This is a genomic window from Thauera terpenica 58Eu (genome assembly GCF_000443165.1).
Classification (GTDB): Bacteria; Pseudomonadota; Gammaproteobacteria; order Burkholderiales; family Rhodocyclaceae; genus Thauera; species Thauera terpenica.
Genome location: NZ_ATJV01000087.1, coordinates 1 through 10,639, shown reverse-complemented (window position 1 = coordinate 10,639; position 10,639 = coordinate 1). Strand labels below are relative to the sequence as shown.

Here is a 10,639-nt window from a genome sequence, read left to right as displayed (position 1 = left end):
TTGACACGAAACCGGGCAGAGAATATACTTTAGTCATGGTGATCGAGACGAATCGCCAGCAAATAAAAGCCTCAAGTCAACGTAAGCAAGGAATCGAAAATGGAACACTCTCTGATGATGCAAGCAGTCCTGGCCGTCCCGACCGTTCGCCCGTTCCTGTCCAATACGCAACTGTTGGTCATGTCCCATGCGGGCGGGGGTGAGGAAGGGCCGTTCTTCCTGCAAAAGTTCATCGACCTGGCGCAGCAGATCGCGGCCATGCCCAAGACCTACGAGCAGGAAGACAAGGGCGACCAGGCCACCGCGCACCTTCACTACTTCGTCGGCGGGTGCGATTGGTACATCACCGAGAAGGACGTGGACGGCGGGGTTCAGCAGGCATACGGCTACGCGATCATCAACGGCGACGATGAAATGGCCGAGTGCGGTTATATCTGCATCGAGGAAATCACCCGCTGCGGCGCTGAACTGGACCTGCATTTCACGCCCTGCACCCTGGCCGAAATCAAGGCCAAGCGCGCAATCAAGGCGACAGGCTACCAGTGCAAACGTTGTGGGGGTGTTGCCCCTGTGGGCGTGGGTTATGCCGTTACCGGCTGGCGCGGCGTTCCTGATGAAGCCCGAACGGCTTGCGATTGCGGCCATAGCCTCAAGGCTACATCCGAGGTGCATAACCCAAATCCTTGGGTCGTTGTGACCAACCCCGGCACCGACAAAGAAGACATTTGGGCCGACTTCCCGACGCACCGCGCGGCGGTTGCCGCCCTGGCCGATGCCGAGGAAGGCGCGGACGTGATGAAGCGGCTGGACGACGGCACGCTGACCACCGAGTTCTGATCGCAAGACCCTGGCCCCGTGGGAGACGGGGCACTTTCTCAACGTAAGCACAAGGAGCTTGAAAACATGGCCTCACTGAACAAAACCGCGCTGATTGGCAACGTCGGAGCCGATCCCGAAATCCGCTACATGCCGGACGGCACGCCGACCGCCATGATTAGCGTGGCGACCACCGACACTTGGAAGGACAAGGCGACCGGCGAGAAGAAGGAAAAGACCGAGTGGCATCGCGTGGTGTTCTTCAAGGGCCTGGCCGAAGTCGTGGGCGAGTACATCAAGAAGGGTTCGCAAATCTACATCGAGGGCAAGCTGCGCACCCGCAAGTGGACCGACAAGGACGGCATCGACCGCTACACCACGGAAATCGTGGGCCGCGAAATGCAGATGCTTGGCAAGAAGGCCGCCAACGAAGTGCCGAACGCGCCCAGGGCCGACGTGCCGCCGACCGCTGGCGACATGGACGATTCGGATATCCCGTTCTGACCGACGCCCCACCCTGCCCCGGCCTGGCCGGGGCGATCCTTCCAACCCGCCCAGGAGTTCAGACCATGCCGAAGTTCCCGCAACCCAAAGCGCCGGGTTACGTTCATCCCACCACGGGCCGCGTGGCCGTGCTGGTGGCCGACCTGGCCGCTAGTGACCTCAACGGCGATGTTCCGGCCTACTTCTACAGCGAAGAAGCCGAAGGCTTGGGCTTCGATCCGTGGCGCTTGGTGGAAGGCATTGATGCCCACACGAGCGGCCAAGACTTCGACGTGTGCTTTGACACCGGCACTTACCGGACCGTGGGGCCGCTGATGACCGTTTTTCTCAGCGCCGCCGACGCTGCGCGCCTGGCCGCCGAGAAGGCCAATTCCTGAACCGCGTCAAGCAAAAACGCTTGACATACAATCCGGCAGCCCATAGAATAGAGGCCATAACAAAAGCATATTCCAAGTCAACGTAACGAACTCGAAAGGACATTGAACATGAAAATCTTGGCTGTAGCGAACCAGAAGGGCGGCGTCGGCAAAAGCACGCTGACCGTGCATCTTGCGTATGCCGCGCTGGAAGCTGGCTTGCGCGTGTTGCTGGTGGATATGGACAAGCAAGGTAGCTTGTCGCTGACCTTCCCGGCCAACGGCGAGGCCGCGCCGGGCTTGCAGGCGTCGAAGCTGTACGACGCCGAGCCGAACGGCGAGCAGCCGCAGACCATCACCGACAAGCTGGCGATCATCCGCGCCGACAACGGGCTGTTGTCCATCGACAAGGCCGAGAACCAAGTCATCCGCCGCCCTGGCGTGGCGCTGCGCCGCTTCGCGCAAGACTTCGACCTGTGCCTGATCGACACCCCGCCGCTGTTGGGCGTGCGCCTCATGGCTTCGCTGGCCGCGTCTGACTTCGTGGTGACGCCGGTTTCCGTGGGCCTGTACGAACTAGCGGGCGTGGCCGACCTGATGCAGACCATTCATGTTGTCCGCACCCAGGGCTTTAACCCCCGGCTGCGCCATGTCGGCATCCTGCCGATGAAGACCAACAACCGCAGCACCGAGGAACGCCAGGCGCTGGCCGCCCTGCGCGAACGCTACGGCGCGGCGATCCTGCCCGAAGTCCTGCCCGAGCGCGCGCCCGTGCGCAAGGCCATCGCCAAGCGCCGCCCGGTGTGGGTGGCCACCAAGGGCGACGGCCACTTGAAGGCCGCCCGGGAGTGGCGCGCGGCGTGTGAATCCGTGCTTGGGAGGATCGGCAAATGACCAGCGCCAAGACCGCAGCCAAGACCAAGACCAAACCGAAAGACCAGAAGGAAGCCAACGCCGTGAAGATCGCAGAAAACGCCTTTACCGGAGCCGCCGACGCCTTGGGCGCTGGCATCGACGCCCTGTTTGCCGATACCGGCGCGCAATACTCCCTGATCCCGCTCGACATGATCGAGGTGAAGGCGCAAATCCGCGAAACCTTCGAGGACGAGGAAAACACCCTTGACGACCTGGCGGCCAGCATCAAGGCCCGTGGCGTGCTGCAACCGATCCTGTTGCGCCCGAACTCGAACGGCTACGAACTCATTGCCGGCGAGCGCCGCTATCGCGCGTCCAAGCTCGCCGGGCTTGAGCAAATCCCGGCCTACATCCGCGACATGTCGGACGAGGAAGCCGAAGACGCGCAGATGGCCGAGAACATCCACCGCAAGAACCTGACGCAGATCGAGGAAGCCAAGAAGATCCAGCGCGACCTTGACCGCTTGGGCAGCATCGAGGCCGTGCTTGAAAAGCACCAGAAAAGCCGCCCCTGGCTGTCAAAGATGCTTTCCCTGCTGCACCTGCCCGAGCAGGCCAAGCGGCTTGTGAGCGAGAACGTGAGCGCGGATGTTGAAGTCATCAATACCGTCAAGACCATCGAGAAGGTCGACCCCGAGGCCGCCAAGGAGCTGGTCGACGACCTCAAGGCCACGCGCGGCAAGGCCAATGCCCGCGAGAAGACGAACGCCGTCAAGGACAAGGTGAAGCCGAGCAAGAAGGCCAAGGCCAAGGCCGAGGGCGGCGACGTGGCGACCCCGAAGGACCGCAGCCACGAAGAACCCGGCCCGGTGTCGGTTTTCGCGGACGCGAAACCGACCGGCGACGACGTGCCGGGCGACTTCATGAGCGAGGCCGACCGCAACCAGGGCGAGCATGGTCCCGATCCGTTCGCGGACGAGCAGGGCGAACCGCAGGCCGACGAAGACCAGGCCAAGGAGCGCCGCCCGGCGGCCTTCTCCCCGGCTGAAGTCCTGAGCAACGCCTATGTCAACATCTTCGAGCATGGCAGCAGCCCGAAGACCGTTCTTGACGTGATGCAGGCCGATGACAAGGAAGCTGTCGATGCCTGGCTTCACTCGTTCTACGACGCGGGCGTGAAGGCCAAGGACGTGGGCCGCGCCGTCATCCAAGGCTTCCGCAACGGCCAGTTTTCGAGCGACGGCGAAGGGGCGTTTGCCCTTGTCGCCTTCCTGCAAGGCGCGGACAGCGAAGCAAAATTCAGCCTGTTGAACGTCTTTGGCAGCGTCAAGGCATAACCACCAGGCGGGGCGAGCGCCCCGCCCTTCCCCACCACAACAAGGGTTTCCGCATGATTAAAGCCTTCATCCTCTTTCTCGTCTTCGAGAGCACGGCCAGCACCGTGGGCGTGCATCACATCGAGTTCGCATCCCGCCAATCGTGTGAAGCCGCCAAGACCGCCCTTCAAGCCAAGGCCAAGCAGCAAACGCGGCCTGGCGAGGACGGTAAGAAGGCCGAAACCCTCAAGCTGATCGACGCCGCCTGTTTGGAGAAGTAAGCCATGCGCGCAAAAAGGCGGATGACCGCCGCCGAGTTCGAGGCCGTGCGGCCCCTGCTGAACATTTCCGATGATCGTATTAAGGCCGCGCGCTTAGCCCTCGTGGACGGGCAGACGCTGGCCGCCGTGGGTTATCAATTCGGCTGGTCGCGGCAGGCCGTTGGCGATGCCGTCAACGTCGTATGGAAGAAGTTGGAGGACTACCACGAGGCGCAACGCGTGACCGCCAACGCGGGCGCGCTGCTGCCTCCCGGTTGGGAGCAAGTCACGCTGATTGCCCCGAGCCACTTGATAGCCAAGTTCCGAAGCGAAATCGCCCAGGCTTCGCCGCCACCGATGCAGGGCAAACCCCGGACGAGGAAGACGAAGGAGAAATGAAGATGGATGCGATGCCGATAAGCGGAATCGTCAAGCAATGGTGCAAGGAACAAAACGCACGCTCGCACGCTGCGAGCTGGTTTCTTGTGCTGTTGCTCGGATTGGCGATGTGCGCCGCTGCGATCTGGCAAACCGATGCGCCGCGCGCCGCTGCAATAGTGGCTATTGTGCTGGTCGGAGGGTGGTTCATGCTCGCGCCCAAGGGCACCCATTACGGCCGGTTGCGGCACGTGTACCGTGACGGCATCGTTCCTGACGGATTGCTGGCCCGCATCGCAGACGCGGAGAACGTACCGGAATGGATCAAGGCCGAGCTTGCAAAGAAGCTCAAGGCTGACGGCCTAGTGTCCTTTGAAACGCTCTTTGCGCTTGAGGGCTGGCTTGGCCGCGATGCCGCTCGAGAAGCGCCAGGGTTCAAGAAGATGGTGGCCTTCGATGCGCCTGAGCGTCGGGAGTAAGGCCACAAAAGAAAGCCCGACGTGGTTAGACGCCGGGCTTCAAAGTCAACGTAAGCAAACCCCGCTAAAGGTATCGCTTAACAGGCGGGATTATAGGTGATAAGGAGCAGAACCACCATGAAAACCGCCGCAGAACTCGCCGCAGGAGGGCTAGCCAACGCCAAGGGCACCGGCCAGCTCGACAAGATGCAGCGTTCCGCCTACCTCAACAGCAAGGGCATCAAGCCGAACTCACATTTTCAGCTTGCCCTGATCTTTCCCGACACCATCGGAGAGCGCGAAGACCTGCGCCACATTCCGAACGACTACGCGCGTTCCTCCATCTTCACCGTTCGGAACAAGACCGTGCCGCGTCGGACGTTTATGCACGAGCCGTTGTTCCACTACAACGAGCATGTTTCCATCCTCTACACCGGCATCGAGCTCCGGGCCGAGGATGACGAAATCGTGTGGCTGCAAATCCTCAACTACGGCCAGCGCGTGGCGCTTGGCGAGCCTTTCGAGTTCTCCGTTCAAGACCTCGTGGCCGATATTGGATGGCACAAGAACGGGCGTTACTACGACAAGGCCCGCGAGTGCATTTCGCGCCTCAAGGCCAACGAAGTGTTGGCCCTCAACACGAAGGCTTACGGCAAGAGTGGTGCTATCTCCCTGATCCAGAATTACACCGCAGTCAACGACAAGAACGGCAAGCCGACCCATTACCGTGTCTGGATCGACCCCAACCTGATCGTGCTGTTCGCTGGCAACACCTTCACCAGTCATCGATGGGAGGTGTACCGCAACCTATCGCCCGTGGCCCGCCGCTTGGCCGACTACATCGAGAGCCACAAACACCCCTTCCCTTTGTCGCTGGAAACGTTCGGCAAGATGTGCGGCTCGACCGATAGCAACGTCTCGAGCTGGCGGCAGACCGTCAAGAAGGCGTGCGCGGATGTCCAAGCAGCAAAAATTGCCAAGCTGGCCTTTCTCTCGGACGACGACAGCATCCGCTGTGCAAACGACTAGACCGAGGCTCAAAGCAACACAGCACCAGGGGCGCGCAAGCGCCCTTTGGCGCTTTCTGGCCCTCGGTCATGTGTCACGACGTGGCGGCGGCCACCGTGCCCAGGCCGCGACCACGGCACCCTTTCGGGCATCGAGGGCGACTTATCCACAGATCAAGCCGCAGCGCGTGACAGATGACCTAGGGTGCGTGACAGATGACCTAGGGTGCGTGACAGATGACCTAGGACGATTCTGCAAACCGTAGGTCATCCGTCACGCTTTTTACCGCTTCGCGGGCGCAACTGTGGATAACTTGCGCCGCCAACCTGACCCAAGGCGACACCGAGGCGAATACGGTGACAGATGACCTAGGTTTGGTGACAAATGACCTAGGGTTTCGCCTCGAAACGGCCCGTTTTGGGCCGTTCCGCGTGACAGATGACCTAGAAAATCGTGACAGATGACCTAGGTTTTCGTGACAGATGACCTATCCACAGATTTTGTAAGCCGTTGATATGCTTATTTAAAACGCAGATTTTTCGAGCCGCTAACCGCTTTTCTAACCCTTCTTCTAACCAAAAGACGCGCCGCCTCTTGGGGCTTCGCCCCGCCCGCGCCTTCGGCGCTCCCCTCCCGGCATCCCCAGGTGCTAAAGCCCCTCGCGCTGCGCGCTCACCCCATATCGCGGCCCCCACGGTTCGCGGGGGCGTGCCGCCCCCCTGTCAGCCGCTTCGCGGCTCGAACTCGACCCCCCTGTGGGAGGGCAAGCCCTCCCCCCGCCTTCGGCGGCTCCCCCCTCCCGCGCCTTCGGCGCAGTCTTCAAAGGGAGGGAGGGGTTTCTTTTTACCGATCGTGCATCGCTAACACCGTTAGGACTGCCGCAACGGCCCGCCAAGGCGTTTTTCTGGCTTGTGGTAGGTGAGGTATTGCCGACATCGAGAAAACGCGCTGTAGCGCGTTCTGAGCGGTCGATTTTCGGTCTCGCGGCATCGAGCGGGCGCAAATGCGGCGCAGCGTTACCCCTGGCCGAGGGCTGCGCCGTGACGGATGACCTACGGCGGCCAAGACTTGCGCCGGGGCGGGACCAGATCGCGGACAACGCTGCCGACCTGGCCGGGCGGCCACCGTCGTGGCCGAGCCGGGCGCGGTCGCGCTGTTGCGCGGCTGACAACCAAAAACGCTTGACATAGGCGGATTTTTTGATAGAATAGCGTAACGTAAAACGTAATTACTTTATGAAAGGACGCCCGCGATGATTCGAGTAGAGGCCGCCACCCCTTACCAGCAATGCACCTTGCCTTGGGTTTTCGACCGGATAGAGGTCAGCGGGCGCGTTTTCACCGGCCCGGCGCAGGGCACACACCATCGCGCCGACTTCGAGCGTCCGACCGAGGAAATCCGCTTCTCGTTGGTCGGTGCGTGGCACTGCGACTACCCGAGCGGCCCGAACCTGGCCGCCCTGGCGAACTACTGCGGCAGCGTCACCGGACGCGCGGGCTTCTACGGCCTGGCCGGTGCCCGTCGCGTGGGCTGAATAACGTAATTTCGCGGAGGCGAAAAAATGAGCCAGAAGACAGCCGAGGGATACCGTGTCGCCTGCCCGCGTTGCGCGGGCACGGGTCGCGTGGAGCGTCACGCCAACGTGAAAGGCGGGGTTTGCTTCGCCTGCAACGGTTCCGGCTGCCGCGTGCAGAAGTCGCCGCCCTCTGCCCCGGCGCAACGCTTCGCCGTGTCGGCTTGCTTGCGCCGCACGGGCGAGCGCGTCAGCCCGGTTTTCTGGCTTCTGGCGAAGACCGAGCGCGCGGCGCTGACCAGGGCGCGGGCGCAGATCGCCAAGGGCAACGGCTACGATCCGGCCACTGTCGAGGTTTCGGCATGAAACCGGGCGACAAGGTGAATTGGCTGTACGAGCCGCGAGGCGGCTACGGCTACAGCATGAACGTGGCCGCTGTCGTGGTGACGATCGGCCCCAAGCGCGTGCAGATTCGCGCCGCGCGCCGCATCAATGGCGTATGGGTTCAGCAAACCCGTTGGGTCAGCAAGGAACGCTTGAGCAGCCGGGCCGAGGTCGTGCCCGAAGTGGACAACATCAACCAAGAATCGGAGCAATGACATGGGACGCATCGCCGCACACACGCAAGAACAGGTTTTTGAGGCCGCCGACAAGCTGGCCGCCAACGGCCAGGAGGTCACGGCAACGACCTTGCGCGAGGTTCTAGGCCGGGGCAGCTTTTCCACCCTTGGCAAGCACATCGACGCCTGGCAGCAGGCGCGCAAGGCTGCGCCCGCGCCCGTGGTCATCGACATGCCCGAGAGCGTCAAGGCCGCCTTCGCGCAGTGCTGGCAGGCCGCCGCCAGTGAGGCGGGCAAGGAGATCGCCGCCATCCGCGAGAAGGCCGACGCCGAAATCAAGACCACCAAGCGCCGCTTGGATGAAGCCCTGGCCGAAGTCGAACGGCTGGAGGAAGAAGCCAATGCCGACGCGGCCCGGCTCGAGACTGCCGAAGGGGCGCTTTCCGCCGAGCGCACCGCTTCGCACCGGGCCGCGACCGAGGCCGCCGCTCGTGAAGCGGCTTTGACGGCCACCACCGAGCAGATGCGGCAGCAGATCGAGGCGCAGCAAGCCGAGCTTGCGCGCGTTCATGCCGAGGCCGAGGCCGCCCGCAACCAGCACAGCGCCGAAGTGGCCCGCCTGACCGCCGACTTTTCCCGGCAGCTTGCCGAGCACGCCACCGCACTGGCCCGTGTCCAAGCGCAGCTTGACCAGGCCAATGCCCAGGTGCAGGCGTTCACCGAGCGGGTTGATGCCCTGTCCGGCGAACTGATGCAGGCCCGCGCCGAGGCGCAGCGCCTTGACGAGCTGCGCCGTCATGCCGCTGATGATGCAGAGCGCGCGCACCAGGCGCGCACCAAGGCCGAAAACGAGCGCGACGAAGCCAGCGCCCGCGAGCGGGCGAAGATCGAGGAGGCGGCCACGGCCAAGGCCGAGGCCGCACGCCTGGCGGACCAACTCAAGGACCAGAAGGCCCGCAGCGTGGAAGTCATCGGCAAGCTGGAAAAGAGCAGGCAGAGCTTGGAGGCGGACTTGTCGGCCACGCGCAAGGAAGCGCGCGAGGCCGCTTCGCAGCTTGGCCGCGCTCAAGGCGAGCTTGAGGCGTTGCGCACGCAGGTTGCCGGCCAGAACGACACCATCCGCCGCCTGGCCGACCAGGGCGATACGAAAGGCAAGGGAGGCGGGAAATGATCGACTTCCTTGAATGGGCTGGGTCGCTGTCCGGTCTTCTCGGGGCGTTCCTTCTGGCAACGCACACACGGGTTTCCCGCTATGGCTGGCTGGCGTTTCTGGCCGCCAATGTCGCCATGATCGGCTTTGCTTTGGGGATCGGGCGCTATGGTCTTCTGGTGCAGCAACTCGGCTTCATGGCTACCAGCCTGCTAGGCATCTACCGGGCGGGCTTTGCCCTGCCCTTCGTGCGGTCGCAGGGGTGAATCGTGCAGATCGTTCCCGGCTCCCGGTGCCAAATCGTTTCGGTTCATCACCGCTGTTTTTGGGCGATAGCAAAGAACTCGATCAGCACGGCGAACTACACACTTACCCCCCATGCTTTATCCACAGAATCTGGGGATAACGCTTAGCTGTGCGGCCTGCGCGGATTTTTGCGCAGGCCCGAACGAGCGTTGTGTTATGTTTTGATTGCGCACCACAAACACAGCTTGCATACTTTTGAAAACGCACTACAATAACAACACCGACCAAGCAAACAGGAGCAACAAAATGAACCCGATCTACGCGGCGCGGATAGCCAAAGTAAAGGCCGAAAGCACATGGAGAGCGGTAGACCGTAACCAGAGCAGCACAATGGAACAACGGACGACAGCCCGAAAGGCTTACGAGCAAGCAAAGGCGAATTACCGTGCCGCGTTCAAGCGGGTTCGTTCCGAAGCATGAGCGATCGACGCGGAGGCGCAGGGCGCGGCCAAGGACGAAAGCCCGTGAAGCAGGGAGAGGAAACAGTAACGGTCTCCCTGCGGATGACGCCAGAGCAGCGGGCTAAGCTGGCGCGTCTTGGTGGGGCCGAATGGGTGCGGGCAAGGATAGACAAGACCCGTGAAACATAACCGCTCTTACTTGCTCGGGCGCGTGGTTGTCGTGGTTAAGGTAAACCCCGAGTTCAATTCCGTATGGGCACACGATGACAAGCCGATGACGTACCGGACGAACAACCATGGTCGCCGCGTGGTGGATCATGATCCGCGCTGCGTCCAGTCCCTCTATAGCCTTGAGCAACTTCGCTTGCTGCCTTACGGTTCGCTGGATTCCTACTGAAATTGAGGTGTTGCCGTGGCGATCAATGAGCCGTTCGAGCGTTCGATTCCTTACACCCATGCCGTGGGTACGTCCGAGTCCATTACGGTTGCCGAGGTAGGCCGAGGGCATGATTTCCGCTTGACGGTGACGACGCCGGATAAGGCGGCTTCGCGCGTGAGTGTGTACCTCGAAGCGCCGGTTCTCGATGCGTTGATTGACGCCCTTCTCGACCTGAAAGATGCGTGCGACAGGCGGCAGCATCACGGCAGGCCGATCCTTTAGAAGACCGAAAATCCGGGGCATTTTTCGCTTCCGCGAAAAACCGGGATGCCCGTTCCAGGCGCGGCTATTCGCCTTGGTCCCTTCGGGACTGGCCTTG

General features: G+C 62.2%; 16 protein-coding genes. 15 read left to right on the top strand and 1 reads right to left on the bottom strand.

Annotation, left to right across the window (positions count from 1 at the left end; genetic code table 11):
* Positions 1 to 99 precede the first annotated feature (99 nt).
* The 15 genes from M622_RS39480 (at position 100) to M622_RS40215 (ending at position 9,900) form a co-directional block, all read left to right on the top strand.
* Positions 100 to 837, top strand: coding sequence for a hypothetical protein (locus M622_RS39480; RefSeq protein ID WP_021250596.1), 738 nt, complete (start codon positions 100 to 102; stop codon positions 835 to 837).
* Between the two features lie 66 nt (positions 838 to 903).
* A complete protein-coding gene (ssb, locus tag M622_RS36040) occupies positions 904 to 1,320 on the top strand; it encodes a single-stranded DNA-binding protein (RefSeq protein ID WP_021250595.1) in 417 nt (138 codons plus the stop codon).
* Between the two features lie 65 nt (positions 1,321 to 1,385).
* Entirely contained in the window at positions 1,386 to 1,697 is a 312-nt protein-coding gene (locus M622_RS36035; RefSeq protein WP_021250594.1) for a DUF2761 domain-containing protein, read from the top strand.
* Between the two features lie 108 nt (positions 1,698 to 1,805).
* Entirely contained in the window at positions 1,806 to 2,570 is a 765-nt protein-coding gene (locus M622_RS36030) for a ParA family protein (RefSeq protein ID WP_021250593.1), read from the top strand.
* Positions 2,567 to 3,868 carry a ParB/RepB/Spo0J family partition protein gene (locus M622_RS36025; protein WP_021250592.1) on the top strand — a complete coding sequence of 434 codons (1,302 nt, stop codon included), beginning with the start codon at positions 2,567 to 2,569 and terminating at the stop codon, positions 3,866 to 3,868. The genes M622_RS36030 and M622_RS36025 overlap by 4 nt, the downstream gene beginning before the upstream one ends.
* Before the next feature lie 53 nt (positions 3,869 to 3,921).
* Positions 3,922 to 4,128, top strand: coding sequence for a hypothetical protein (locus M622_RS36020; protein WP_021250591.1), 207 nt, complete (start codon positions 3,922 to 3,924; stop codon positions 4,126 to 4,128).
* Positions 4,129 to 4,131: 3 nt separating this feature from the next.
* Positions 4,132 to 4,506 (top strand): TrfB-related DNA-binding protein, encoded by a 375-nt coding sequence (locus tag M622_RS39475; RefSeq protein WP_084520795.1) that lies wholly within the window; start codon positions 4,132 to 4,134, stop codon positions 4,504 to 4,506.
* Positions 4,507 to 4,508: 2 nt separating this feature from the next.
* On the top strand, positions 4,509 to 4,964 hold the full coding sequence (locus M622_RS36015; protein WP_031347428.1) for a hypothetical protein: 456 nt from the start codon (positions 4,509 to 4,511) through the stop codon (positions 4,962 to 4,964).
* Between the two features lie 117 nt (positions 4,965 to 5,081).
* Positions 5,082 to 5,972 carry a plasmid replication initiator TrfA gene (trfA, locus tag M622_RS36010; RefSeq protein WP_021250588.1) on the top strand — a complete coding sequence of 297 codons (891 nt, stop codon included), beginning with the start codon at positions 5,082 to 5,084 and terminating at the stop codon, positions 5,970 to 5,972.
* Positions 5,973 to 7,203: 1,231 nt separating this feature from the next.
* The gene (locus tag M622_RS36005) at positions 7,204 to 7,485 is read left to right on the top strand and encodes a hypothetical protein (protein ID WP_021250587.1); all 282 of its coding nucleotides are present in this window, start codon (positions 7,204 to 7,206) and stop codon (positions 7,483 to 7,485) included.
* A gap of 27 nt (positions 7,486 to 7,512) precedes the next feature.
* Complete coding sequence (locus M622_RS36000; RefSeq protein WP_021250586.1) at positions 7,513 to 7,830, top strand: hypothetical protein; 318 nt, start codon at positions 7,513 to 7,515, stop codon at positions 7,828 to 7,830.
* Positions 7,827 to 8,063: a hypothetical protein gene (locus M622_RS35995; protein ID WP_021250585.1), complete on the top strand. Its 237-nt coding sequence runs from the start codon at positions 7,827 to 7,829 to the stop codon at positions 8,061 to 8,063. Before M622_RS36000 ends, M622_RS35995 begins: the two co-directional genes overlap by 4 nt.
* A gap of 1 nt (position 8,064) precedes the next feature.
* Entirely contained in the window at positions 8,065 to 9,195 is a 1,131-nt protein-coding gene (locus M622_RS35990) for a DNA-binding protein (RefSeq protein ID WP_021250584.1), read from the top strand.
* The gene (locus tag M622_RS35985; protein WP_021250583.1) at positions 9,192 to 9,440 is read left to right on the top strand and encodes a hypothetical protein; all 249 of its coding nucleotides are present in this window, start codon (positions 9,192 to 9,194) and stop codon (positions 9,438 to 9,440) included. Before M622_RS35990 ends, M622_RS35985 begins: the two co-directional genes overlap by 4 nt.
* A 286-nt stretch (positions 9,441 to 9,726) precedes the next feature.
* A complete protein-coding gene (locus tag M622_RS40215; protein WP_157282118.1) occupies positions 9,727 to 9,900 on the top strand; it encodes a hypothetical protein in 174 nt (57 codons plus the stop codon).
* Between the two features lie 102 nt (positions 9,901 to 10,002).
* Here the strand turns inward: M622_RS40215 and M622_RS40450 are convergent.
* Positions 10,003 to 10,639 (bottom strand): hypothetical protein (locus M622_RS40450; protein ID WP_217995333.1); only part of this gene is annotated, 637 nt, incomplete at its 5' end.

Coding starts and splice junctions, on each gene's coding strand:
- M622_RS39480 (WP_021250596.1), top strand. CDS start 100: ATGGAACACTCTCTGATGATGCAAGCAGTCCTGGCCGTCCCGACCGTT.
- ssb (WP_021250595.1), top strand. CDS start 904: ATGGCCTCACTGAACAAAACCGCGCTGATTGGCAACGTCGGAGCCGAT.
- M622_RS36035 (WP_021250594.1), top strand. CDS start 1,386: ATGCCGAAGTTCCCGCAACCCAAAGCGCCGGGTTACGTTCATCCCACC.
- M622_RS36030 (WP_021250593.1), top strand. CDS start 1,806: ATGAAAATCTTGGCTGTAGCGAACCAGAAGGGCGGCGTCGGCAAAAGC.
- M622_RS36025 (WP_021250592.1), top strand. CDS start 2,567: ATGACCAGCGCCAAGACCGCAGCCAAGACCAAGACCAAACCGAAAGAC.
- M622_RS36020 (WP_021250591.1), top strand. CDS start 3,922: ATGATTAAAGCCTTCATCCTCTTTCTCGTCTTCGAGAGCACGGCCAGC.
- M622_RS39475 (WP_084520795.1), top strand. CDS start 4,132: ATGCGCGCAAAAAGGCGGATGACCGCCGCCGAGTTCGAGGCCGTGCGG.
- M622_RS36015 (WP_031347428.1), top strand. CDS start 4,509: ATGGATGCGATGCCGATAAGCGGAATCGTCAAGCAATGGTGCAAGGAA.
- trfA (WP_021250588.1), top strand. CDS start 5,082: ATGAAAACCGCCGCAGAACTCGCCGCAGGAGGGCTAGCCAACGCCAAG.
- M622_RS36005 (WP_021250587.1), top strand. CDS start 7,204: ATGATTCGAGTAGAGGCCGCCACCCCTTACCAGCAATGCACCTTGCCT.
- M622_RS36000 (WP_021250586.1), top strand. CDS start 7,513: ATGAGCCAGAAGACAGCCGAGGGATACCGTGTCGCCTGCCCGCGTTGC.
- M622_RS35995 (WP_021250585.1), top strand. CDS start 7,827: ATGAAACCGGGCGACAAGGTGAATTGGCTGTACGAGCCGCGAGGCGGC.
- M622_RS35990 (WP_021250584.1), top strand. CDS start 8,065: ATGGGACGCATCGCCGCACACACGCAAGAACAGGTTTTTGAGGCCGCC.
- M622_RS35985 (WP_021250583.1), top strand. CDS start 9,192: ATGATCGACTTCCTTGAATGGGCTGGGTCGCTGTCCGGTCTTCTCGGG.
- M622_RS40215 (WP_157282118.1), top strand. CDS start 9,727: ATGAACCCGATCTACGCGGCGCGGATAGCCAAAGTAAAGGCCGAAAGC.